The sequence below is a fragment of the Duganella sp. S19_KUP01_CR8 genome, from assembly GCF_036688705.1.
Lineage (GTDB): Bacteria > Pseudomonadota > Gammaproteobacteria > Burkholderiales > Burkholderiaceae_D > Rugamonas.
Window position 1 is genome coordinate 44,370 of the sequence record NZ_JAQQPR010000003.1, and the last position, 22,030, is coordinate 66,399.

The 22,030-nt window shown below is 62.6% G+C and carries 25 protein-coding genes; 12 read left to right on the forward strand and 13 right to left on the reverse strand.

Annotation, left to right across the window (positions count from 1 at the left end):
• Positions 1-13: 13 nt before the first annotated feature.
• A complete protein-coding gene (locus V6M89_RS03865; protein ID WP_332851934.1) occupies positions 14-655 on the forward strand; it encodes a phosphohydrolase in 642 nt (213 codons plus the stop codon).
• A 289-nt stretch (positions 656-944) separates the two neighbouring features.
• Positions 945-1,349: a hypothetical protein gene (locus V6M89_RS03870; protein ID WP_332851935.1), complete on the forward strand. Its 405-nt coding sequence runs from the start codon at positions 945-947 to the stop codon at positions 1,347-1,349.
• Between the two features lie 59 nt (positions 1,350-1,408).
• On the opposite strand, the gene V6M89_RS03875 is transcribed toward V6M89_RS03870, so the two are convergent.
• Complete coding sequence (locus V6M89_RS03875) at positions 1,409-2,851, reverse strand: pectate lyase family protein (RefSeq protein ID WP_332851936.1); 1,443 nt, start codon at positions 2,849-2,851, stop codon at positions 1,409-1,411.
• A 339-nt stretch (positions 2,852-3,190) separates the two neighbouring features.
• Here V6M89_RS03875 and V6M89_RS03880 point away from each other — a divergent pair, with 339 nt between their 5' ends.
• Positions 3,191-3,364 (forward strand): hypothetical protein, encoded by a 174-nt coding sequence (locus tag V6M89_RS03880; RefSeq protein WP_332851937.1) that lies wholly within the window; start codon positions 3,191-3,193, stop codon positions 3,362-3,364.
• Positions 3,365-3,482: 118 nt separating this feature from the next.
• The gene (locus V6M89_RS03885; protein ID WP_332851938.1) at positions 3,483-4,385 is read left to right on the forward strand and encodes a PAS domain-containing protein; all 903 of its coding nucleotides are present in this window, start codon (positions 3,483-3,485) and stop codon (positions 4,383-4,385) included.
• Between the two features lie 264 nt (positions 4,386-4,649).
• Here V6M89_RS03885 and V6M89_RS03890 read toward each other — a convergent pair whose 3' ends face one another.
• Entirely contained in the window at positions 4,650-4,841 is a 192-nt protein-coding gene (locus V6M89_RS03890) for a hypothetical protein (RefSeq protein ID WP_229211323.1), read from the reverse strand.
• 166 nt (positions 4,842-5,007) lie between these two features.
• On the opposite strand from V6M89_RS03890, the gene V6M89_RS03895 reads away from it, so the two are divergent.
• Positions 5,008-5,586 carry a chromate transporter gene (locus V6M89_RS03895; RefSeq protein ID WP_332851939.1) on the forward strand — a complete coding sequence of 193 codons (579 nt, stop codon included), beginning with the start codon at positions 5,008-5,010 and terminating at the stop codon, positions 5,584-5,586.
• A complete protein-coding gene (locus V6M89_RS03900; RefSeq protein WP_332851940.1) occupies positions 5,583-6,170 on the forward strand; it encodes a chromate transporter in 588 nt (195 codons plus the stop codon). The genes V6M89_RS03895 and V6M89_RS03900 overlap by 4 nt, the downstream gene beginning before the upstream one ends.
• A 50-nt stretch (positions 6,171-6,220) precedes the next feature.
• On the opposite strand, the gene V6M89_RS03905 is transcribed toward V6M89_RS03900, so the two are convergent.
• From V6M89_RS03905 to ssuE, 7 genes are all read right to left on the reverse strand, one after another.
• On the reverse strand, positions 6,221-7,993 hold the full coding sequence (locus V6M89_RS03905) for an amidohydrolase (protein ID WP_332851941.1): 1,773 nt from the start codon (positions 7,991-7,993) through the stop codon (positions 6,221-6,223).
• Positions 7,994-8,088: 95 nt separating this feature from the next.
• A complete protein-coding gene (locus tag V6M89_RS03910; RefSeq protein WP_332851942.1) occupies positions 8,089-8,655 on the reverse strand; it encodes a YceI family protein in 567 nt (188 codons plus the stop codon).
• A gap of 266 nt (positions 8,656-8,921) precedes the next feature.
• The gene (locus V6M89_RS03915; RefSeq protein ID WP_332851943.1) at positions 8,922-9,731 is read right to left on the reverse strand and encodes an ATP-binding cassette domain-containing protein; all 810 of its coding nucleotides are present in this window, start codon (positions 9,729-9,731) and stop codon (positions 8,922-8,924) included.
• A gap of 13 nt (positions 9,732-9,744) precedes the next feature.
• Positions 9,745-10,515 carry an aliphatic sulfonate ABC transporter permease SsuC gene (gene ssuC, locus V6M89_RS03920; RefSeq protein WP_332851944.1) on the reverse strand — a complete coding sequence of 257 codons (771 nt, stop codon included), beginning with the start codon at positions 10,513-10,515 and terminating at the stop codon, positions 9,745-9,747.
• A 1-nt stretch (position 10,516) separates the two neighbouring features.
• Positions 10,517-11,659, reverse strand: a complete 1,143-nt coding sequence (gene ssuD, locus V6M89_RS03925; protein ID WP_332852183.1) for an FMNH2-dependent alkanesulfonate monooxygenase — start codon at positions 11,657-11,659, stop codon at positions 10,517-10,519.
• 16 nt (positions 11,660-11,675) lie between these two features.
• The gene (locus V6M89_RS03930) at positions 11,676-12,632 is read right to left on the reverse strand and encodes a sulfonate ABC transporter substrate-binding protein (RefSeq protein WP_332851945.1); all 957 of its coding nucleotides are present in this window, start codon (positions 12,630-12,632) and stop codon (positions 11,676-11,678) included.
• A 22-nt stretch (positions 12,633-12,654) separates the two neighbouring features.
• Entirely contained in the window at positions 12,655-13,242 is a 588-nt protein-coding gene (ssuE, locus tag V6M89_RS03935) for an NADPH-dependent FMN reductase (RefSeq protein ID WP_332851946.1), read from the reverse strand.
• Between the two features lie 223 nt (positions 13,243-13,465).
• Here ssuE and V6M89_RS03940 point away from each other — a divergent pair, with 223 nt between their 5' ends.
• From V6M89_RS03940 to V6M89_RS03950, 3 genes are read left to right on the forward strand one after another with little or no spacing between them, the layout of a single operon-like run.
• Positions 13,466-14,281, forward strand: a complete 816-nt coding sequence (locus V6M89_RS03940; protein WP_332851947.1) for a methionine ABC transporter ATP-binding protein — start codon at positions 13,466-13,468, stop codon at positions 14,279-14,281.
• Positions 14,274-14,954 (forward strand): methionine ABC transporter permease, encoded by a 681-nt coding sequence (locus V6M89_RS03945; protein WP_332851948.1) that lies wholly within the window; start codon positions 14,274-14,276, stop codon positions 14,952-14,954. Before V6M89_RS03940 ends, V6M89_RS03945 begins: the two co-directional genes overlap by 8 nt.
• Before the next feature lie 14 nt (positions 14,955-14,968).
• Complete coding sequence (locus tag V6M89_RS03950) at positions 14,969-15,814, forward strand: MetQ/NlpA family ABC transporter substrate-binding protein (protein ID WP_332851949.1); 846 nt, start codon at positions 14,969-14,971, stop codon at positions 15,812-15,814.
• 40 nt (positions 15,815-15,854) lie between these two features.
• Here the strand turns inward: V6M89_RS03950 and yghU are convergent, their stop codons facing one another.
• Together yghU and epsC are read right to left on the reverse strand one after the other, a co-directional pair.
• Positions 15,855-16,697, reverse strand: a complete 843-nt coding sequence (gene yghU / locus V6M89_RS03955; protein ID WP_332851950.1) for a glutathione-dependent disulfide-bond oxidoreductase — start codon at positions 16,695-16,697, stop codon at positions 15,855-15,857.
• 36 nt (positions 16,698-16,733) lie between these two features.
• A complete protein-coding gene (gene epsC / locus V6M89_RS03960) occupies positions 16,734-17,657 on the reverse strand; it encodes a serine O-acetyltransferase EpsC (protein ID WP_332851951.1) in 924 nt (307 codons plus the stop codon).
• Positions 17,658-17,807: 150 nt separating this feature from the next.
• Here epsC and V6M89_RS03965 point away from each other — a divergent pair, with 150 nt between their 5' ends.
• Positions 17,808-18,992, forward strand: coding sequence for a multidrug effflux MFS transporter (locus tag V6M89_RS03965; protein WP_332851952.1), 1,185 nt, complete (start codon positions 17,808-17,810; stop codon positions 18,990-18,992).
• 14 nt (positions 18,993-19,006) lie between these two features.
• Here the strand turns inward: V6M89_RS03965 and V6M89_RS03970 are convergent, their stop codons facing one another.
• Complete coding sequence (locus V6M89_RS03970; protein ID WP_332851953.1) at positions 19,007-19,276, reverse strand: hypothetical protein; 270 nt, start codon at positions 19,274-19,276, stop codon at positions 19,007-19,009.
• Between the two features lie 73 nt (positions 19,277-19,349).
• On the opposite strand from V6M89_RS03970, the gene pdxR reads away from it, so the two are divergent.
• Together pdxR and V6M89_RS03980 are read left to right on the forward strand one after the other, a co-directional pair.
• Positions 19,350-20,783, forward strand: a complete 1,434-nt coding sequence (pdxR, locus tag V6M89_RS03975; RefSeq protein WP_332851954.1) for a MocR-like pyridoxine biosynthesis transcription factor PdxR — start codon at positions 19,350-19,352, stop codon at positions 20,781-20,783.
• Positions 20,784-20,837: 54 nt separating this feature from the next.
• Positions 20,838-21,293 carry an RrF2 family transcriptional regulator gene (locus tag V6M89_RS03980; protein ID WP_332851955.1) on the forward strand — a complete coding sequence of 152 codons (456 nt, stop codon included), beginning with the start codon at positions 20,838-20,840 and terminating at the stop codon, positions 21,291-21,293.
• A 2-nt stretch (positions 21,294-21,295) separates the two neighbouring features.
• Here V6M89_RS03980 and V6M89_RS03985 read toward each other — a convergent pair whose 3' ends face one another.
• Positions 21,296-21,958 (reverse strand): GntR family transcriptional regulator, encoded by a 663-nt coding sequence (locus V6M89_RS03985; RefSeq protein WP_332851956.1) that lies wholly within the window; start codon positions 21,956-21,958, stop codon positions 21,296-21,298.
• Between the last annotated feature and the right edge of the window lie 72 nt (positions 21,959-22,030).

Sequence of the window (22,030 nt, forward strand, 5' to 3'; positions counted from 1 at the left end):
TAAGGAAGACCGCATGGGTCGCGATCATCATGAAACCCGCGCCTGGGTCCGCATGCCGTCGGAGCGCCGGCTGGACCTGCTCGACCCCACCCCGTTCGACTGGGAAGACAGCGACTTGGCGCTGGGCCTGGCGCGCACTTATCGCTGGGGTGGGCATTCGGCGTGGCCGCTGCCGTTGTCGGTGGCGCAGCACTCGCTGACGGTGATGCATTTGCGCGCGGCCGCCTGCGCGGCGGTCGGGCTGGCGTTGCCGCCGCTGGCCGCGCTGCGCGAACTGCTGCACGATGCGGAGGAAGGCTTGCTGGGATTCGATTGCGTCTCGCCGCTGAAGCCGTTTTTGGGTGAGGGCTTCAAGGCGCTGACGGTGCGGCTGGAGCGCGCGGTGTTCCTGCGCTACGGCTTGCATCACTGGACGCCGAAGGAACACGCCGCCCACAAGCTGGCCGACCGGCTGGCAGCGGCCAGCGAAGCGGTGCATGTGGTGGGATGGTCGGCGAAGGAAGTACTGCACACGCTGAAGATCACCGTGCCGCCGCTGAACGACGATCCGCTGCAAGCCATCTACGGCGGTACCGCGTGGGAGCCGTGGCCACCCGCCATCGCCAGCGAGCGCTTCCTGGCCGAGCTCGACCGGCTGAAAGCCCTCAGCGCTTAAGCTGGGTGTTCTCGTCTTTGGGCTTGGATGGATATTTCTTCCGAGTGTCCAGCACTGACCAGATGGAAACGCTTATGCCGACAACGGCTGCGATCCCTAGCAGCAAGTAGAGTACCCAATCTAACGGTTTCATCTCGAACTCCTTTTTAAGAGACGATGGATGATTATAAAACTGAGTATGGTTGAAAGGATTATCAGGCTGTAAACAGCGGTACTGGACTTTTAGCGCATAGCCAATCGCACTGCTGGTGGGTACACTGACGCTTCAAGCTAAACTCGGGAGTAACTCATGGCATTACCGGAAAACGAACTGGCCAACAACGCCAAGCTGACGGCGCTGGCGCGCGCCTTGCGCGACTTGCACAAGCAGTTGATTCATGTGGAGACGCAGTATTTTGGCGCGGTCGGCAGTCCGCTGGAGCTTTTGCAGTTGGTGACCAATCATCCGCATTTCGCCTGGCTGCAAAAGCTGTCGGGGTTGATGGCGCAAATGGATGAACGGCTCGATGAGCCGGAACCGGTCACCGTCGCCGAAGCCAGCGCCTACCGCAAGGCGATCGAAGCGCTGATCGGCCCGTCCGAGAACGGCGACGCCGAGTTCCGCGCCAAGTACAACGCTTTGCTGCACGACGGCACCGAGATCGTCATGGCGCACGGCGCCGTGCGCAAGCTGCTGGCCGGGATTACCGGCTGAGCATATCCAGGCCATCCCCACGGGACGACCCGGAGTACGTCAAGGCCGGCGCGCCGGCTTTACTTCACCGTGATCTTACCGGTCCCTGCATTGCTCAGGACCGAGGCCTTGACCGCCGACGCGTTCAGCAATGGCGCGGAATAAGGCAGGCTCCAGCCGACCGCACTACTGAAGCTGCATGCCCCGCCCGCCGTCAGCGCGCCGCCGTTCAGCAGAGATCCCGCATCGGTGACCGCGCCGGTCTTACTCGACGAACCCGGATTGGTCATGATGTTGGAACAGCTGGTGGCGCCTGCTATGTCAAAGGCGTTGTTCTGCGAAATGATCTTCGCCTTGTACGCCACCCCGATGCTGTACTGATGCGGATAGACCGGGTGCGAACGCGAGCCTTGAAAGTAGTTGTTGTAGATGTGAACCTTACCGAAGCGTACGCGCGGCGCGCGCTCGGCCACGTTCAGGAAGTGGTTGTTGTTGAAGGTGACCGTCAAATGGCCATCGTCGCTGGTCTTGGAATCCGACGAGCCGATCAAATTATTTTTCTCATGTAATTCGAAGCGGTTGTTGGAGACCGTCACATAGTCCGATCCATTCTTGACGTCCAAAGCGCCATCGTGGCATTCCTTGATCTTGCCGTTCTCGATGGGCAGCTGGTCGTCCGTCTTCGGCGCGTCGGTGAAGACATTGTGATCGATCCACACGTTCTTCGATGCCAGGATGGTGACGCCGTCATATTCGGAATTCCAGTTGCCGGCGCTGCCGTCGTTCGGATCCCAGACCGGAGCGATATCGCATGGATTGATGATGTTGATGTTGCGGACGATGACGTTTTGCTTGCCGTTGATGACGATGTTGGCGTTGACCAGCTTGGTATCGCCGCCCATGCCGATCAGCGTGGTGTTGCTGCCCAATTTGATCTGCAAGCGTGCGGCCTGGTCGGTGGTGCTGGTGTAGGGGCCACCGTTGTCCGCGCTCGTAGGATCGATCGTGCCATACAGCTTGATGATCTTCGGATTGTCGCCCTGGGCCGAGATCGCGGCCATCAATTGCGATGCCGAGCTGACCTTGTAGATGGCCGTGGCGGGCGCCGCCGCGCCACCCGTGGTGCCGCCGTTCTGCCCCGCCCAGCCCGTGGTCGGCGCAGCTTCGAATGTGGCGTCGGCTGGTGTCGGTGTCGGTGTCGGTGTCGGCGTTGGCGTTGGCGTTGGTGTCGGCGTTGGTGTCGGTGTCGGTGTCGGCGTGGCCAGCGGACCGACTGCGCACTTCTTGGCCAGTCCCGGATAAGGATCGCTGCCGAAGGTAGCCGTGGCACACAGGACGTCGCCCGACAGGGTGGCTATCACCCACTTGTCCTTGATGCCATAGGATACCTGCCTGCTGCTCGCTCCCGCCTTACAAGTGCCGCCCTCGTCGGCACATTTCGAATACCCGCTGGGCCAATCGGCAGCGGATACAGCGCCGCCGCACAGCAGCGCTACGGCGCCAAAAATGATGGTTTTTTTCATAGCCACAAGTCAGTCTCCTTAAGATAGATATCTGAATTTATTAACCATAAACACACCGCAACCGATGACTAACAAGCAATGTCATCGTACAACGGCGATAGACATCATATGACCTAATGAGAAAAAAGGCTGCGAAACAGCAAAATAATGCCAAATCACCCAACAAAAATGCAACAATATTCATTAAATCTCACGCAGAGATCATATCACTTGGTTTTAAATTAATACAGACACAACGGGACTGCCGCACAGCGCGCATGCAATTCCTGAAGAAAAGCCGCTAAGCGGCCGTATTTAAAGCCCTTTTCACAGATATCCACACCAACTGTGGATAAGGTTGTGAATAACCACCTCTTGACAGACGAGAACGCCTTTAACGGCGCGGGATTCAACAAAATGCCTAATCCACAGGCAGATTTATTCCCCAATAAAATCAATGGCTTACATCGTGTAAAATTCAAGCCTCAAACGTTTTCCGGCCCGCTTGAAAAATATTTTTTTGTGCATAAGTAGGCCGGGAGACACGCCGACGCACGCCTGCCGGGGAATCCTTTGACAAAAGTGCTGGCAAGGAATAGTGTCACTCTGAAGGTCCGCAATTCCCTTCTTCGACTTATCGTGGGATTGATGCATGAACCAGAATGACGACGACACCGATTGGATGATAGAAGACGAAGCGCCGCCGGCCAGTCAGCCGCAGCCAGGCAAGCCTGGCGCAGGGCCGGCGCCCGCCCCGTGGCGGGTGCTGATCGTGGACGACGATGTCGATGTCCACGTGGTCACCAAATTCTCACTGAGTAATGTCTGCTTCCAGGGACGGCGGCTGAGCTTCCTGCACGCCTACAGCGGCGAAGAAGCCCTGACGACGCTGCGCACCACGCCCGACATCGCGCTGGTGCTGCTGGACGTCATCATGGAAACCAGCGACGCCGGCCTGAACGTGGCCCGCCACATCCGCGACACCTTGCACAACAAGCTGGTGCGCATCGTGCTGCGCACCGGCCAGCCGGGACAGGCGCTGGAACACAGCATCATCCTCGACTACGACATCAATGATTTCTGGTGCAAGACCGACCTCACCACGCGCAAGCTGTTCACCACGGTGATCTCGTCGCTGCGCGCCTATTCCGGACTGGAGCAGGCGCACCGGCAGATCCAGGTGCTGCAACAGGAACTGAACCAAGCCAGGACGGTGCTGGCCGCGGTAGACCAGCACGCGGCCATGATGACGCTGGATGCGCGCGGCAAGATTGTCGAGGTCAACGATAAATTCTGCGCGGTGTTCCAGTACAGCCGCGAGGAATTGCTAGGCGCCGATCCGCGCCTGCTGCACGCCCCACCCTATCCGCCGGACCAGTTGGCCGACGCCCTGCAAGCACTGAAGGAAGGTGAAGCCTGGACCGACGTGGTGAGCGCCTGGCGCCGCGACGGCCAGGAAGTGCGGCTGCGCGCCACCGTGACGGCCACTACCGACACTCCGCCGCGCCACATCGTCGTCGCCAGCGTGCTGCAAGCACTCAAAAGGCCGCTGTAACACCGTAAGTCGCGGATTGTTATAGCTCTTTTCAGGATATCCACAGAGACTGTGGATATCTATGTGGATATCACCCCATTGACACCGCAGGGAGGCTTTACCTATGCGGTTTTCAACAAACTGCCCATCCAAAAGGCAAAATTAAACCCCATACAAATCAAATACTTAGCGCGTGACGTATTGTGACAAGAAAATATTTTGAAAATAATTCTTGTCAACATGGTTTGTGCATAAGTAAACGCGGCAGCGCTACCAGTGGCCGTCTCAATGTGGGGATTTTCGACGCTGTTCGGGGTGTAATAACACCCGTTCGATCACTTGCGGATCAACGTTGTGGGATTTCATGTATTCGATCGCACACACGGTATTAAAGCTGGACTGCACCTGAATGCCGCGATTCACTGCGGCACTGCATTGCTCATCACTGCGCTGCTGTAATAGCGAAACGTTCATCATGATCCTTAACAAGAATTGAAGGGTTTGACTTTGATTTGCGGCATGCTAAAGGAGTATGGGCGACGCTAGGCCAAAGTCAATGTCAGCTTCCTATCAATTCCTAATTTAAAACACGCCATGCTCCTGAGTTCATAGACATGCGGCAATACCGGCGCGATAATGGTGCATGCCTACCGATCCGCCCCGCCTCCGCCCCGCCTCGCTACTTGATCTATTCGTCTCTTTCACCATTTTGGCGCTCCAGGGTTTTGGCGGCGTACTGGCCGTCGTGCAACGTGAGTTGGTCGAACGCAAGCGCTGGTTGACCCAGGAAGAGTTCATCGAGGAATGGGCTGTCGCCCAGATCATGCCCGGCCCCAACGTGGTCAACCTTGCGCTGATGATCGGCAACCGCTACTTCGGCTTGCGCGGCGGACTGGTCGCACTGGCCGGCATGCTCACCGTGCCGCTGCTGGTGGTGCTGGTGCTGGCCGCGCTGCATTCCCACTACGCACACCATCCCGGCGTGGCCGGCGCCCTGCGCGGCATGGCGGCGGTGTCGGCCGGCATGATCGCCGCCACCGGCCTCAAGCTGGCCTCCGCGCTCGGCAAGCATCCACTGCCGATGTGGCTGACCGCCACCATCGCCCTGCTGTGCGTGGTGTTCGTGGTGCTGCTGCACCTGCCGCTGGCTTACACTCTGCTAATTTTAGGCAGCATCGGCGTCACGCTCACCTATCGCAAGATGAAGGGGCACCAGCCATGAACGAGGCCCCGCTGCACCTGGTGCTGAGCCTGGGCGACTGGATCAACCTGTTCGCCCACTACATGCTGCTGTCGCTGATGTCGATCGGTGGTGCGATTTCCACCACCTCCGAGATGCATCGTTTCCTGGTCGAGGAACATCACTGGCTGACGCAATCGCAATTCAACGATTCGATCGCCATCGCCCAGGCGGCGCCGGGGCCGAACGTGCTGTTCGTGGCGCTGATGGGCTGGAATGTCGGCCTCAATGCCGGCAGCTACACGGCGGCGCTGGCCGGCGTACTGGTGACGATGCTGGGCATTATGCTGCCGAGCACCACGCTGACTTATGTGGCGGCGCGCTGGGCGCACCAGAACCGCGAGCTGCTGGGCGTGCGCGCCTTCAAGCAAGGCATGGCGCCGGTGGTGGTCGGGCTGATGGTGTCGGTGGGGATCATCCTCGGCAGCGCGCATCACAGCTGGGCCACCGACTGGCCTTTGTGGACCTTGTCGGTGGTGGCAGGCCTGGTGATCTGGCGTACCCGCATCCACTTGCTGTGGATATTGGCATGCGGCGCGCTGCTGGGCTGGTTCCAGCTGGTTTAACCCCCGAGCACAGCGGGGTCTGACCCCGTACGGGGTCAGACCCCAACGGTTCATCGCGGTGCGGGGTTCTGGTAGCCGCCGTAGTATTTCACCGGGCTCCAGTCCGGCTGCACCTCAGGCAAGGCCGGCGCGTACTGCTTGAACTCCTGCGCCGCGTACACCACCTTGCCGTTGACGATAGTCAGGCTGCTTTCCAGGTTCTTGATGCGCTCTGCCGCCATCGAGAAATAATCCTGCGGCAGTATCACCAGGTCCGCATACTGGCCGGCGGCCAGCGTGCCCTTGAGCTTTTCTTCGCCGCTCATCCAGGCGCTGCCCTGGGTCATCAACTTTAATGCCTGGTAGCGGCTCAACACATCCTTGGGCTGCCACACGCTGAGGCCGCCCGCGGTCTTGCCCGTCACCGCCCAGTAGATCGACGGCCACGGCCCGTAGCTGCTGACGCGCGTGCCGTCCGTGCCCAGGCCGACCGGGATCTTCATCTCCAGCATTTTCTTAATCGGCGGCATCTGGCGGGTTTGCGCGCCATACTGCTTCCAGTACAGCTCGCCCTGGAAGTACATGCGGTTCTGCACCGCGATGCCGCCGCCCAGCGCTTTTACGCGCGCCAGCTGCTTGTCGCTGATGGTCTCCGCGTGGTCGAAGAACCAGCGCAGGCCGTTCAGCGGCGTGTCCCGGTTCACTTTCTCGATGACGGCCAGGTCGCGGTCTATGCTCTCGTCATAGGTCGCGTGGATGCGGAACGGCCAGCGGTTCTTGACCAGCAGGCGCAGCACCGGCTCCAGCTCGCTCTCCATCTGCGGCGGCATGTCCGGGCGCGGCTCCAGGAAATTTTCGAAGTCGGCCGCGCTCCACACCAGGTTCTCGCCGCCGCCCTCGGTGTTGTAGCCGTTGGCGTAGAACAGGTGGTCGTTCTTGTCCGGACGGGTCATGGTGAGCCAGCGCTGGTAATCCTCCAGCTCCTTGCCCGGCTTTTGCGCGAACAGGTAGTAGGACGTGCGCACGGTCAGCTTGCCGCTCTTGGCCAGCTCCAGGCTGACCGCGTAGTCGTCGGGATAGGCTTGCCCGCCGCCGCCGGCGTCGATGGCGCTGGTCAGGCCGAGGCGGTTCAGCTCGGTGTAGTACTGCTGCGTGGAGTTCAGCTGCTGCTCGCGCGGCAGCACGTTGGTCTTGCCGAGCGTGGTGTACAGGATCATCGCGTTCGGCTTGGCGATCAGCAAGCCGGTCGGCTTGCCATCCGCGCCCAGCTCGACCACGCCGTCCTTGAACTTGGTGTCGGCGTTGTAGCCCAGCGTGGCAATGCCCTTCTGATTCAGGAAGCCCAGGCCGTACAGGTACAGCAAGAACACCGGTTTGTCCGGCACCGCTTCGTTGATTTCGGCCAGCGTCGGCAGGCGCTTTTCCTCGAACTGGAATTCGTTCCAGCCGCCGACCACCTTGATCCAGGCGCCATCCGGCGTGCGCGCGGCCTGCTCCTTAAGCATTTGCAAGGCCTTCTTCAGCGAGGTCACGCCGTCCCAGCGCAGTTCGGCGTTGTAGTTCAGGCCTTCGCGGATGATGTGCAGGTGGGAGTCGTTGAGGCCGGGGATGACGGTCTTGCCGCCGGCGTCGATCAGCTGGGTGCCGGCAGCCTTGAGCTTGAGTATCCGGGCGTTGCTGCCGACGGCCTGGATCTTGCCGTCCTTGATGGCGATGGCTTGCGCGAAGTCGCCCTCCCTGGTCATGGTGGCGATCTTGGCGTTGCTGATGATGAGGTCAGGTGCGGCCTGTGCCAGGCCGCCACAGGCCAGTGCCGCCGCGAACGCGAGCTGGTTCAATGTCATTGCGATTACTCCTAATAAAAAAAGGCCGGCGCGATGCTGCTTGCATCGCGCCGGCCCACATCAAGAGACGATGAATTGAGCCAGGCTCAGTTCAATCAGTCCTTGATGGATTCGACTGCGAAAGTCAGGGTCACGTCGTCGCCGACGTAAGGTGCGTATTTACCGGCGTTGAATTCGGTGCGCTTGATGGTGGCGGTGGCGTTGGCGCCGCAAGCCAGTTTTTTCAGCATCGGGTGATCCATGCACTGCAGGTGGGTTACCGTCAGCTTGACTGGCTTGGTGATGCCCTTGATGGTCAGGTTGCCGTCGATCGAGGCCAGTTTGTCGCCGTCGAAGTTGAACTTGGTCGACTTGTAGGTGATGGTCGGGAACTTGGCGGTGTCGAGGAAGTCTTCACCCTGGATGTGGCCGTCGAACAGTTTCGAGCCGGTGTCCACCGATTTGGTGTCGATCACGGCTTCAACCGAACCGGTCTTGCCGGCGCGGTCCAGCACGATCTTGGCGGTCGTGTTGTTGAAGCGGCTTTGCTGGGTCGAGTAGCCGAAGTGGCTGTATTCGAAACGGGCGAAGGTGTGATTCGCGTCGGAGGTGAAGCTTTCCGGTGCGGCGAAGGCGGACAGCGAGATACCAGCGGCAACCAGCAGGGCGAAGATTTTTTTCATTAGTAAGACTCCAGAATGTGGGAACAATGTATAAGAACTCGACCTGGCCGATACTAGCCGCCCGGTGCATGTCTTTCGAGTGAACCGATTATGCTCGTCACGTCTAAAGTTGTAAAACGAAAAATTTACCGCCTTATTATCGATAAAATCGATCATAAAGCCGGCGACTCATGTATCGATGATAGCGGAGCGAGCGTAAAAGGGGGATCTGCCAAAAGACCGGTGGCCGCCCTACCCGGCTGGGTAATGGCGGCCACGAAGGGATGTCAGGCCGCGGCGGCGACCACCGCTGGATGATGCAGGATGCGGCTCAGCAGCCGCTGTTCCAGCGCAGCGAACGCCACGCTGCCACGCGCGCGCGGACGCGGCAAATCCACTTTCAGGTCCAGCGTGATGCGGCCCTCCTCGATCAGCACCACGCGGTCGGCCAGGGCCAGCGCCTCCTGCACGTCGTGCGTGACCAGCACGGCGGTGAAGCCGCGCGTCTGCCACAGCGCTTCGATCAGCTGCTGCATCTCGATGCGGGTCAGCGCATCGAGTGCGCCCAGCGGTTCGTCCAGCAGCAGCAACTGCGGCTCGTGCAGCAAGGCGCGCGCCAGCGCCACCCGCTGCCGCTGGCCGCCCGACAATTCAGCCGGCCAATCGTCGGCGCGGTCGGCCAGGCCCACGGTGGCCAGCGTGGCCGCCGCCGCGTTCAGCGAACGGGGCATGCCGATCGCCACATTCTCCAGCACCGATTTCCACGGCAGCAGGCGCGCCTCCTGGAACATGATGCGGATGCTGGCGGCGATGCTGCCATTGCCGACGGCGATGCTGCCGGCATCCGCATTATCCAGACCCGCGATGGCGCGCAGCAGCGTGCTTTTACCGCAGCCGCTGCGGCCGACCACGGCGACGAATTCGCCGGCGCGCAGTTCCAGCCGCACGTCGCTCAGCACCGGCCTGGCGCCGAACGATTTACTGACACCGTCCAGTGCCAGGGACACGCCCTGCCGCCGCACGGGCGCGGGTGCGGGTGCTGTGGGCCGGCGGCTCACGGTATGGTCGATGTCGAATAGAGCGGTCGAAATATACATACGGTTTCCTTCATTAGCGGTAAGCGGGATTCCAGCGCAGGAAGTGCTTCTCCATCCCGCGCGACAGCAGGTCGGCCGCCTTGCCCAGCAAGGCGTACAGCAGGATGCCAACCAGGACCACGTCCGTCTGCAGGAACTCGCGGGCGTTCATGGTCATGTAGCCGATGCCCGCCTGCGCCGAGATGGTTTCGGCCACGATCAGCAGCACCCACACCAGGCCTAGCGAAAAGCGCACGCCCACCAGTATCGACGGCAGCGCCGCCGGCAGGATCACGTCGCGGTACAGCGGCCAGCCGGACAGCCCGTAGCTGCGCGCCATCTCGATCAAGCCCTGGTCGGCGGAGCGGATGCCGTGGAAGGTGTTCAGGTACACGGGGAAGAACACGCCCACCGCCAGCAGGAACAGCTTGGCCGTTTCATCGATGCCGAACCACAGGATCACCAGCGGGATCAGCGCCAGCGCCGGGATGTTGCGCACCATTTGCAGCGTGGTGTCGAGCAGCGTCTCGGCGCGGCGCACGCTGCCGGTCAACAGGCCAAGCAGCAGCCCCGCTCCCGCGCCGATCGCGAAGCCGCTGGCCGCGCGCCACAAGCTGGTGCGCAGGTGCAGCCACAATTCGCCGGAGGCGGCCAGAGTCCAGAAGGCCTTGGCCACCGCCCACGGCTCCGGCAGGATGCGGCTGGACAGCCAGCCCAGTTGCGACGCGGCCTGCCAGCCGGCGATCAGCAGCACCGGCAGTATCCACGGCGCGAAGGCGTTGGGACGGGCGGTGGTGGCGCTCATGTCACGCAGCCTTCTTCGGTAAAATATCGCTGGCCATCACTTCACCGAACGGACCGCTCAGCGACTGCTCACCGGCCGCCTTGCCCTTGCCCAGCAACGGGAACACCAGCTCGGCGAAGCGGTACGATTCCTCCAGGTGCGGATAGCCGGAGAAGATGAAGGTATCGATGCCCAGGTCCACATACTCCTGGATGCGCGCCACCACCGTCTGCGGATCGCCCACCAGCGCGGTGCCCGCACCACCACGCACCAGGCCCACGCCGGCCCACAGGTTGGGCGATACTTCCAAGTTGTCGCGGCTTCCGCCGTGCAGTGCGGCCATGCGCTGCTGGCCCACCGAATCCATCTTGCCCAACGCCGCCTGCGCCTTGGCGATGACATCGTCGTCCAGATGGCTGATCAACTCATCGGCCGCGCGCCACGCCGCCTCATTGGTCTCGCGGACGATCACGTGCAGGCGGATGCCGAACTTCACGGTGCGGCCATGTGCGGCGGCGCGGGCGCGGATGTCGGCGATCTTCTCGGCCACTGCGGCCGGCGGCTCGCCCCAGGTCAGGTAGACGTCCATCTGCTCGGCCGCCAGCGCATGCGCCGGTTCCGACGAGCCGCCGAAGTACAGCGGCGGATATGGCTTCTGCACCGCCGGATACAGCGTCTTCGAGCCCCTGACCTTGATATGCTTGCCCTCGAAATCGTAGCCCGCATCGCCGCCCTCGCCCGACAGCGAGGCGCGCCACACGCGGATGAATTCATCGGAGATCTCGTAGCGCTTGGCGTGATCGGCGAACAGGCCGTCCGCTTCCAGCTCGCCCTGGTCACCGCCGGTGACGACGTTGATCAGCAAGCGGCCGTTGGACAAACGGTCGAACGTCGCGGCCATGCGCACCGCCAGTCCCGGCGTGGTCAAGCCGGGACGGATCGCCACCAGGAACTTGAGCTTCTGCGTCGCGCCGATCAGCGACGACGCGACCACCCAGGCGTCCTCGCAGGATCGGCCGGTCGGCAGCAGCACGCCGTCGTAGCCCAACGTATCGGCGGCGACGGCGCACTGTTTCAGGTAATCGGCATCGACCGGACGCGCGCCCTTGGAGGTGCCGAGATAGCGGCTGTCGCCGTGCGTGGGGATGAACCAGAAAATATTCAGGGACATGATGGATTCCTTAGAGCGCTTCTTTGACCACAATGGCCTTCGGGATCAGCTTCAGGTTGGAGAAGGCGTCCGCCACCTTTTGCTGCTGTTCGATCACGGCAGCGTTGATCGGCTTGACGCCGTAGGCATAGCGCGAGGCGGCCAGCGCCACCACGTCCACGGACAAACCGGTCTGCGCGGCCAGGATGACTGCCACCTCCTTCTGGTTCTTCGCGCCCCACTCGTCCACCTTGGCGATTTCATCGAGCACGATGCGGACGATCTCCGGGTTCTTCTCCGCATAACTGCGCGAGGCCAGGTAGAACTGGTGATTGGATACCAGCCCTTTGCCGTCGGCCAGTACGCGCGCGCCCAGCTGCTTCTCGGCGGCGGCCAGGAACGGATCCCAGATCACCCACGCGTCCACGCTGCCGCGTTCGAACGCCGCGCGCGCATCGGCCGGCGGCAGGTAGATCGCTTCGATGTCCTTGTACGCCAGGCCGGACTTCTCCAGCGCCTTGACCAGCAGGTAGTGCACGTTGGAGCCTTTGTTCAGCGCCACCTTCTTGCCCTTCAGGTCCGACAGGCTGCGAATCTTCGAGTCCTTGGGCACCACGATCGCCTCGCTGGACGGCGACGGCGGCTCATTGCCGATATAAACCAGGTTGGCGCCCGCCGCCTGCGCAAAGATCGGCGGCGCTTCGCCGACGGTGCCGAAGTCGATGCTGCCGACGTTCAGCCCCTCCAGCAGCACGGGGCCAGCCGGGAACTCGGTCCATTTGACGCTGACGTTTTTGGCCGCCAGGCGCTGCTCCAGCGTGCCGCGTCCTTTCAGCAAAGTCAGCGTGCCGTATTTCTGGTAGCCGATGCGGACTTCCTGCTTGGCCTGCGCGTTGGCGGCCGATGGCGCGGCGGCCGCGAATACTCCCGCTGCAAACAGCAGGCCCAGAGTGTGACGGCGCGCCGCGCGTTTTTGTTCGATGCTCATGGTTTTTCCTCTTTTGTAGTGATCAACGTGCCAGGCGTACCGGCTGTAGCGGCGCCACGTACACGTCTTCGGTGCGGCCGGCCAGCGCTTGCAGTCCGGTCGACAAATCCTCCACGCCGGCGTCCACCCGCCAGGCGACGGCCGGGTCCAGCGTCAAGCCGCCATCGTCGCTCCAGGCCAGCTGCTGCGACGTGGCGTAGATACTGGCCAGCACATGGCGCGCTTCCAGCGCATGCAGCACCGGCCGCAACGCGTAGTCCAGCGCCAGCATGTGCGACTGGCTGCCACCGGTGGCCAATGGCAGCACCAGCTTGCCCGCCAAGCCATCCTGCGGCAGCAGGTCGAGAAAGGCTTTGAGGATGCCGGTGAAGGAAGCCTTGTACACCGGCGTGGCGATGACGATGGCGTCGGCCGCCGCCACCGCGGCCAGGGCACGCTTGATCGCCAGGTCCGCCGTATCGGCATGCAGCAGCGCCCGCGCCGGCAGGTCGCGCACTTGCAGGGTGCCGTAGCGATGGCCGTAGATGGCCAGCTTCTGGCCCACGTGATCCAGCAAACGGCCGGTGCTTGAAGGGAGTGCGGGGCTGCCGCCGATCAGAAGTATGCTCATTGCTGGTCCCCGTGTTGTTCATGACTATTCGTGAATGTCCGTGACAACCAGATTAATTCCGCAGCAATCAAATCAAAACGAATAGTTTTACGTTTTGATATGCATTTTCTTCTTTATAATTTTTTGGAATATAGAAAGGGGAAAAACTTCGTTTGCCGCATGAGCAGCTGATGCGATACTTCGCGTACCGGAACCTTACAGCCGGCACCAACCCCAATTTCTGATGACTACACCACTGATTCGCATCGATCATGCGAGTAAAACCTTTGCGCTGCCAGACGGCGGCGCGTTCCACGCAGTACGCGACGTTACCCTGGAAGTGAACGAAGGCGATATCTTCGGCCTGATCGGCAAAAGCGGCGCCGGCAAATCGACCTTGCTGCGCCTGTTTAACCTGCTGGAGCAGCCCGACAGCGGCCGCGTATTTGTCGACGGCCGCGAATTGACCGCGCTGTCCAAGCGCGACCTGCGCGACGCGCGCCGCAATATCGGCATGATTTTTCAACAATTCAACCTGCTGCAAAACGCCACGGTGTTCGACAACGTCGCCTTCCCGCTGCGCATCCACGGCGGCATGACGCCAGCGCAGATCACCGCCCGCGTCAACGACTGCCTGGAACTGGTGGAATTGAGCGGCAAGACGGCCAGCTATCCGGCGCAGCTGTCGGGCGGCCAGAAACAGCGCGTCGCCATCGCCCGCGCGCTGGCCAGCGGCCCTGCCGTGCTGCTGTGCGACGAACCTACTTCCGCGCTGGACGCCGAGACCACCCGCGCGCTGCTCGCCACGCTGCGCGACATCAATCGCCGCCTGAACGTCACCATCGTGATCGTCAGCCATGAGCTGTCGGTGCTGGGCGAGATCTGCAACCGCGTGGCCGTCATCGAAGACGGCGCGATAGCCGAACAATTCGCACTGGACGATGCCGCCAGCGTGGCCGAGCCGCGCAAGACCGCGCTGGGCCGGGAGCTGGCGCAGCACGGCGCCGCCAGCGCGCTCGCCAACATCAACAACGCCAACACGGAGGCAGCCTATGTCTGAATACCTTGCCTCGCTCGACGCCATCATCGCCATGCTGCCGGAGATGTGGACCGCCCTCGGTCAAACGCTGACCATGCTCGGCATCGGCCTGACCGCCGCAGTGCTGATCGGCGGCCCGCTCGGCATCCTGCTGTTCCTGGTGGCCGACGGACAATCGCTGCAAAACCGCCCTGCTTCTTTGATACTGGGCTGGTTCGTGAACACCGTGCGTTCGTTCCCGTTCATCATTCTGCTGGTGGCGCTGGTGCCGTTCACGCGCATCATCGCCGGCACCTCGATCGGGCCGCTGGCCGCCGCCGTGCCGCTGTCCTTCGCCGCCGTGCCCTACTTCGCCCGCATGGTCGAACAGAACCTGCGTGAAGTGCCGCGCGGCGTGATCGAAGCGGCCCACGCGATGGGCGCTTCGGAAATGCAGATCGTATTGAAGGTGCTGCTGGTGGAAGCCCGTTCCGGCCTGGTGCTGGCGCTGACCGTACTGTCGATCAGCTTCCTGTCCTACTCCGCCGTGGCCGGCGTGGTGGGCGGCGGCGGCATCGGCGACCTCGCCATCCGCTACGGCTACTACCGCTTCGAGACCGACATCATGGTCGCCACCGTCGCCATCCTGATCGCCATGGTGCAGCTGATCCAGTTCACCGGCAACCGCATCGCCAAACGCCTCGACAAACGCTAATCAAGGGAACCAACATGAACGCACCTCGCCGCAACCTGCTGCTCGCAGCACTGACCATCGCCCTCGGCATCGCCGCGCCAAGCTACGCCAAGGATCCGAAAGAAATCGTGATCGGCACCAGCGCCGGCCCGTATGCGGACCAGATCAAGCTTGGCATCAAGCCTATCCTGGAAAAGCAGGGTTACAAGATCAAGCTGGTGGAGTTCAACGACTATATCCAGCCGAACTTCGCGCTGGCTGAGGGTTCGCTGGACGCCAACGTGTTCCAGCACATCGTCTACCTGAATGAATTCGCGGCCAAGAACAAGCTGCCGCTGGCGGACCTGGTGAAGATCCCGACCGCGCCGATCGCCATCTACAGCAAGAAGCACAAGACGCTGGCCGAAGTGAAGGAAGGCGGCACCGTCGCCATGCCTAACGATCCGACCAACCAGGCGCGCGCGCTGGTGCTGCTGGATCAACTGGGTTGGATCAAGCTGCGCGACAAGTTCGATCCGGTGAAGGCGTCGGAGAAGGATATCGCCGTCAACGTCAAGAAGATCAAGCTGATTTCGCTGGACGCCGCGCAGTTGCCGCGCTCCCTGCAGGACACCGACTACTCCTTCGTCAACGGGAACTACGCGCTGGCGTCGGGCATGAAGTTGAAAGAGGCGCTGCTGACCGAGAAGATCTCGTCCAACTACATCAACCTGGTGGCGATCCGCAGCGCCGACAAGGACAAGCAATTCGCCAAGGATCTCGCGGCGGCCTACCGTTCGCGCGAGTTCCTGGCCGTGACCAACAAGTACTTCCCTGACTACTCGAAGACCGAAGACCAGCTGGCCCTGGAAGCGGCCGGCGCGACCAAGCCGGGCAAGTAACACCGTCCCCACGCAGCTGACGGGGACGGATGTCGCGCTCTTAGTCCAGATCGGAAGCGGCGTGCCGTTCATGCACCTGCTCTTCCGGTTCCCCGAAGGTCCGGTTGACCTTGCGGCCACGGATCACTGCCGGCCGCGCGGCGATGTCATCGGCCCAGCGGCGGACGTTCTTGTACTCCTGCACCGACAGGAATTCGCCGGCGCCGTAAATCTTTCCGAGTACCAGAACGCCGTACCACGGCCAGATCGCCATGTCGGCGATGGTGTAGTCGTCGCCCGCGACGTAGCGATGATCGGCCAGCTGGCGATCGAGCACGTCGAGCTGCCGCTTGACTTCCATCGCATAGCGGTTGATAGGGTACTCCAGTTTTTCCGGCGCGTAGGCGTAAAAATGGCCGAAGCCTCCACCCAGGAACGGCGCGGAGCCCATCTGCCAGAACAGCCAGTTCAGCGTCTCGGTGCGCGCCGCCAGGTCCTTCGGCAGGAAGGCGCCGAACTTCTCCGCCAGATAAACCAAAATCGAGCCGGATTCGAACACGCGCAAAGGCTGCGCACCGCTGCGGTCCACCAGCGCTGGTATCTTCGAGTTGGGATTGATGTCGACAAAGCCGCTGGAGAACTGCTCGCCGTCGTTGATGCGTATGAGCCAGGCGTCATATTCAGCGCCTGCATGCCCTGCCGCCAGCAGCTCTTCCAGCAAAATCGTCACCTTCACGCCATTCGGCGTACCCAATGAATAGAGCTGCAGCGGGTGCTGCCCGACCGGCAGCTCCTTCTCATGCGTAGGACCCGCAACCGGGCGGTTAATGCTCGCAAAGGTGCCGCCGGATGGCGCTTCGGCCACCCAGACTTTCGGCGGTACATACTTCGATTGATCAGTCATTCAAAACTCCATGCATATTCAAGCCAAAAGCATACCCTAATCGTTGCGCATCTGCGCTTGCGACACATTGCTCCCCGCCGGCACGCTTTGCGTCAGCCATACGTTACCGCCGATGGTGGAGCCGGCGCCGATGGTGATGCGGCCCAGGATGGTCGCGCCGGCGTAGATCACCACATCGTCCTCCACCACCGGATGGCGTGGCACGCCCTTGATCAAGGTGCCTTTTTCATCCGCCGGGAAGCGCTTGGCACCCAGCGTCACGTGCTGGTACAGGCGCACGCGCTGGCCGAGGATCGCCGTCTCGCCGATCACCACGCCGGTGCCGTGGTCGATGAAGAAGCTGCCGCCGATCTGCGCGCCCGGATGGATGTCGATCCCGGTCAGCGAATGGCCGATGTCCGAAATCAGCCGCGCCAGGAACGGCGAACCCAGTCGATGCAGGCTGTGCGCCAGCCGGTAGTACAGGATGGCGATGGTGCCCGGATAACACAGCATGATCTCGGCCACCGACGTCGCCGCCGGATCGCCGGAGAACGCCGCCTGCACGTCCGACACCAGCAGCCCGCGTATGGCCGGCAGGCCGGCCGCGAATTCACGGGTGATGGCATGGGCCTGACGGGTCAGCGCTTCTTCATCCGGCGTGGCATCCTCCAGCGAGAACTGCAAGCCGCGCCGGACCTGCTCCGTCAAACGGTTCAAGGTGGTGTTGAGGGTGTCGCCGACGAAGTAGTCGATGCTCTCGTCGGTCAGGTTGGGCCGGCCGTAGTGCGTGGGGAACAGCACCGCCGACAGACCGTTGACGATGATCGTCAGCGCCTCGCGCGACGGCAGTTCCCGCACCTTGCCGTGATGGCGGATGTTGTGCGTGGCCTCGCGCGACACGCGCAACTGCTCGATCACGTGGTCCAGGTTCCAGTGCGACGGCTTGACGCCGGTTCCATCATAGGTATCGATAGTCATAATGTCTCGAATTATAAAAACGCGGGCAGCATCGCCCATCATCGCAGCTTAATCAGCCGCATCCCCAAAGCGAAGGAATGATTTCGGCCTTGGATATGCGATGACTGCATATCGCGTAAAATGCTCGGTCCACTGAACAATACGCCTTTAATGAATATTTTGCTGACACTGCTGCTGGCCGGCCTCTCCATGGTCGGGCCGCTGGCCATCGACACCTATCTGCCGTCGTTCCCGGCGATCGCCCAGACCTTCGACGCGAGTCCGATGCTGATCCAGCAAACGTTGAGCATGTTCCTGTTCTGCTTCGCCTTCATGATGCTGTTCTACGGCACGCTGTCCGACTCCTTCGGCCGCCGCCCGGTGATCCTGGTATCGCTGGTGGCCTACATCGCCGCCTCCATCGTCGGCGCGATGGCGCCGTCCATCGGCGTGCTGCTGGCCTGCCGTATCGTGCAGGGCCTGGCGGCCGGCGCCGGCTCGGTGGTCGGCCGCGCCATCGTGCAGGACCGCTTCTCCGGCGCCGCCGCGCAGAAGATCCTGGCGCATATCATGATGGTGTTCGGCCTGGCGCCTGCCATCGCGCCGGTGCTGGGCGGCTGGCTGCAGGTGAGCTTCGGCTGGCGCTCGATCTTCTGGTTCCTCAGCGCCTTCGGCATCCTGATGTTCATCGCCGTGCAGCGCGCGCTGCCGGAAAGCCTGCCCGTCAAGGACCGCCATCCCTTCCACCTCGGCGTCATCGCCGGCAACTACTGGAAGGTGCTGTGCCACCACCAGTTCCTGCTGCTGTCGATCGCGGTCGGCATGAGCTTTGCTGGCGTGGCGCTGTATATCGGCTCGGCCGCTTACTTCGTGATGAACATCCTGCACCTGCCGGAGACGGCATTCGCCTGGATGTTCGTGCCGCTAATCAGCGGCATGGTGGTCGGCTCGGCGCTGTCGGGAAAATTCGCGCTGAAGTTCGCGCGCAACACGCAGGTGTGGATCGGCCTTGCCGTCATGATCGCCGCCGGCATCATCAACGTCGCCTACAACAGCGCCTTTGTCGCGGCCGTGCCTTACGCCGTGGCGCCGCTGTTTATCTACTCCTTCGGCCTGGCGCTGGCAATGACGCCGTTGTCGCTGATCGCGCTGGAGTACTTCCCCAACAACAGCGGGCTGGCGTCGTCGATGCAGTCGTTCATCCAGATGCTGCTGTTTGCGCTGGTGTCCGGCCTGGTGGCGCCGCTGCTATTCGACAGCGCGCTGAAACTGGCCTGGGGCGTGCTCGCCAGCCTGGTGGTCAGCGTGCTCGCCTGGCTGCTGGCGCAGACCGGCAAGCCGGTCACGCATGAATAAACTGCACTAAGCCGTCAGGGCCAGGGCGTCGGATTCGCATCGATGTATTGGGCGCCGCCCTGCTCCGGTTCACGGGCATCGCCCTGAGCGCCGGCTGACGAAGGCCGTCCCGGCGCCTGCGCCGGATTGCGCAGGCCCAGTAGCTCCTTGCGGGTCTCGACAAAATCCGCGCTCGACAAGGGATGCTCCCTGTCCGGCCAGTTCTCTTCCGCCCATTGCTGCAATTGTTCATAGCGCTGCCAAAGTTCGTTGACGAACTGGCGGCGCGCGGCTTCCTTATCCATAGTCCCTCCTGTGGTTGTTGCCAGTCTGTGGCAAACTGCCGGTATCGTCCGTTAGGCGCCGCACCAACATATCATGGAACTCCACATCGTCATCGAAGGCAAGAAGGACCTGGGCGGGCAGCTGTACCGCCAGCTGAGCGACTCGATCCGCAGCGGGCGGCTGGCCGACGGCCAGCAACTGCCGCCTACCCGCCTGCTGGCCGAGCAGCTCGGCCTGTCCCGCAAGACCGTCTCCGATGTCTACACCCGCCTGACGCAGGAGCGGCTGGTGCTGGGGCAGGTCGGCAAGGGCAGCTTCGTCAGCGCGCCGGCCGAGGCCAAGCCGCGCCGCCAGCTCGCCAACAACCTGGCCAGCGCCGCCATCGTCGCCAAGTGGGACGCCATGCACACGCCGCTGCGCATCCCCTTCCCGGAAGGCCGTTCCCGCTATGAGTTCGTCGGCGGCTGCGTCACGCCGTCGCTGTTCCCGATCGACGAGTGGCGCCGCTGCATGCTGCACGGCCTGCGCCAGGACGTCAAGGGCAGCGGCATGTACCGCCAAGCGGAAGGCATCGCCGAACTGCGCGCCGCCATCGCCCACCATGCGGCCTTTGCTCGCGGCGTGGTCTGCACCGCCAACAACGTGGTCGTCACCAACGGCGCCCAACAGGCGCTGGACCTGCTGGGCCGCGTGCTGCTGGAGCCGGGCTGCGTGGTCGCCGTCGAGGAACCGGGCTATCCGGCGGCGCGCATGCTGTTCGCCAGCCAAGGGGCGCGGGTGGTCGGCATCGGCGTCGACCGTGAAGGCATGCTGGTCGACCAGATCCCGCAAGGCACGCGGCTGATCTACACCACGCCGGCCCACCAGTTCCCGCTGGGGATGCAGATGAGCGTGGCCCGCCGCGAGGCGCTGCTGGCGCGCGCGCTGGAGATCGGCGCCATCATCATCGAAGACGATTACGACAGCGAGTTCCGCTACGACGGCCGGCCCACCGATTCGCTGCAAAGCATGGACCGGCACGGCGTGGTGGCCTTCGTCGGCAGCTTCTCCAAGGTGATGCTGCCGGAGCTGCGGCTGGGTTACGCGGTGCTGCCGGAGGCGATACTGAACGCGGCTCTCACCGTCAAGCACCTCAACGACTGGCATACCGCCACCGCCAGCCAGCACGCGCTGGCCAAGTTCATCGCCGACGGCTACCTGTCGCGCCATATCCGCCGCTGCGGCGCCATCTACGCGACCCGGCGCGAGCGCCTGCAAACGCTGTTTGCCGATGTACTGTCGCCGTGGTTCGAGCTGGTGCCGGCCAGCGCCGGCTTCCACCTGGCGGCACTGTGCAAAAAAACGCTCGACCTGGACCTGCTGCTGCGGCTGGCGCGGCGCGCCGACGTCGGCCTCTACCCGCTGTCGAACTTCTACGCGTCGACGCCGCCCAAGGCCGGACTGTTCCTCGGCTACGGTGGCATCGAGACGCTGGATATCGACATCGCACTGCTGCGCCTGCGCGACATTCTCGTGCAAATGGAGTAAAGCTTAATCAGCATGTAGAATGGTGGATTGCATTGTAACGACTCCGAGCCAGCCATGCGTCTCACCTCCTTCACCGACTACTCCCTGCGGACCTTGCTGTACCTGAGCGCCCACCGGGACCGGCTGGTCACGATCCAGGATATCGCCGACATGCACTCGATCTCGAAGAACCACCTGATGAAGGTGGTCTATCAGCTGGGGCAAACAGGATTGGTGGAGACGGTGCGAGGCCGCAACGGCGGCCTGCGGCTGGCAAAAGAGCCGAAGGACATCAACATCGGCGCGCTGGTGCGGATGACGGAGACCGACTTCTTCATGGCCGAATGCTTCGACCGCGCAACCGACACCTGCCCGCTCACGCCCGACTGCGCGCTGAAGCACACGCTGAACGACGCCACCAAAGCCTTCCTGGCCGTGCTGGATAAACAAACGCTGGAAGACATGCTGCCGCAGGCCGCGTCCAACGCTGCCAAGCCGGTACGCATCGTCCGCGGCGCTGCCGCCCAGTAGCGCTAGGCCGCGTCCTGCCGCAGCCGCGGCAACGACGCCATCAGATCGGAAAACCGCTGCCCCTGTATCATCACGTGCTCGCGCAGCAGGCGCGCCGCCAGGTCGCCGTCGCCATTGACGATGGCCTGCACCACGCCGTCATGCTCGTGGTAGGACGTGACCAGGCGGTCGCGCACCCGCAGCTGCAAGCGCCGGTACGGCCGCAGGCGCCGGTACAGATTGCGCGTCTGCTCGATCAGGAACTGGTTATGGCTGCCGGCGTAGATCGCCTCATGGAATAACTCGTTCTTGTAGTAATAGACATCCGGCTCCTGCGCATCGCGCGCATCCTGGCAGGCCTGGTGCGCCGCCAACAGGGCCTGCTGCTCCTCGGGCGTCATGCGCCGCGCCGCCAGGCGGCCGCAGGTCGCCTCCAGTTCCGACATCACCTCGAACATCTCCACCAACTGCTGCGGTCCCAGTTCCGCGACGATGGCGCCGCGCCGTGGGCGTATCACCACCAGTCCCATCGACGCCAGCTGGATCAGCGTTTCCCGCACCGGCGTGCGCGAGACGCCGAAGCGCGTAGCCAGCTCGGTCTCGTCCAGGTGCTGTCCGGGTTTGAGCTCGCCGACGGCGATCATCTCTTCTATTTGTTCGCGCAGCGTGGCGGAATGGGTAGTCATGGTGTTTTTGGAGTCTTGTGATTTACAGCTTATGTATAACAAGCTTCATTATAAGCAGTGAATTTAGCTTGA

Coding starts and splice junctions, on each gene's coding strand:
- V6M89_RS03865 (WP_332851934.1), top strand. CDS start 14: ATGGGTCGCGATCATCATGAAACCCGCGCCTGGGTCCGCATGCCGTCG.
- V6M89_RS03870 (WP_332851935.1), top strand. CDS start 945: ATGGCATTACCGGAAAACGAACTGGCCAACAACGCCAAGCTGACGGCG.
- V6M89_RS03875 (WP_332851936.1), bottom strand. CDS start 2,851: ATGAAAAAAACCATCATTTTTGGCGCCGTAGCGCTGCTGTGCGGCGGC.
- V6M89_RS03885 (WP_332851938.1), top strand. CDS start 3,483: ATGAACCAGAATGACGACGACACCGATTGGATGATAGAAGACGAAGCG.
- V6M89_RS03890 (WP_229211323.1), bottom strand. CDS start 4,841: ATGATGAACGTTTCGCTATTACAGCAGCGCAGTGATGAGCAATGCAGT.
- V6M89_RS03895 (WP_332851939.1), top strand. CDS start 5,008: ATGCCTACCGATCCGCCCCGCCTCCGCCCCGCCTCGCTACTTGATCTA.
- V6M89_RS03900 (WP_332851940.1), top strand. CDS start 5,583: ATGAACGAGGCCCCGCTGCACCTGGTGCTGAGCCTGGGCGACTGGATC.
- V6M89_RS03905 (WP_332851941.1), bottom strand. CDS start 7,993: ATGACATTGAACCAGCTCGCGTTCGCGGCGGCACTGGCCTGTGGCGGC.
- V6M89_RS03910 (WP_332851942.1), bottom strand. CDS start 8,655: ATGAAAAAAATCTTCGCCCTGCTGGTTGCCGCTGGTATCTCGCTGTCC.
- V6M89_RS03915 (WP_332851943.1), bottom strand. CDS start 9,731: ATGTATATTTCGACCGCTCTATTCGACATCGACCATACCGTGAGCCGC.
- ssuC (WP_332851944.1), bottom strand. CDS start 10,515: ATGAGCGCCACCACCGCCCGTCCCAACGCCTTCGCGCCGTGGATACTG.
- V6M89_RS03930 (WP_332851945.1), bottom strand. CDS start 12,632: ATGAGCATCGAACAAAAACGCGCGGCGCGCCGTCACACTCTGGGCCTG.
- ssuE (WP_332851946.1), bottom strand. CDS start 13,242: ATGAGCATACTTCTGATCGGCGGCAGCCCCGCACTCCCTTCAAGCACC.
- V6M89_RS03940 (WP_332851947.1), top strand. CDS start 13,466: ATGACTACACCACTGATTCGCATCGATCATGCGAGTAAAACCTTTGCG.
- V6M89_RS03945 (WP_332851948.1), top strand. CDS start 14,274: ATGTCTGAATACCTTGCCTCGCTCGACGCCATCATCGCCATGCTGCCG.
- V6M89_RS03950 (WP_332851949.1), top strand. CDS start 14,969: ATGAACGCACCTCGCCGCAACCTGCTGCTCGCAGCACTGACCATCGCC.
- yghU (WP_332851950.1), bottom strand. CDS start 16,697: ATGACTGATCAATCGAAGTATGTACCGCCGAAAGTCTGGGTGGCCGAA.
- epsC (WP_332851951.1), bottom strand. CDS start 17,657: ATGACTATCGATACCTATGATGGAACCGGCGTCAAGCCGTCGCACTGG.
- V6M89_RS03965 (WP_332851952.1), top strand. CDS start 17,808: ATGAATATTTTGCTGACACTGCTGCTGGCCGGCCTCTCCATGGTCGGG.
- V6M89_RS03970 (WP_332851953.1), bottom strand. CDS start 19,276: ATGGATAAGGAAGCCGCGCGCCGCCAGTTCGTCAACGAACTTTGGCAG.
- pdxR (WP_332851954.1), top strand. CDS start 19,350: ATGGAACTCCACATCGTCATCGAAGGCAAGAAGGACCTGGGCGGGCAG.
- V6M89_RS03980 (WP_332851955.1), top strand. CDS start 20,838: ATGCGTCTCACCTCCTTCACCGACTACTCCCTGCGGACCTTGCTGTAC.
- V6M89_RS03985 (WP_332851956.1), bottom strand. CDS start 21,958: ATGACTACCCATTCCGCCACGCTGCGCGAACAAATAGAAGAGATGATC.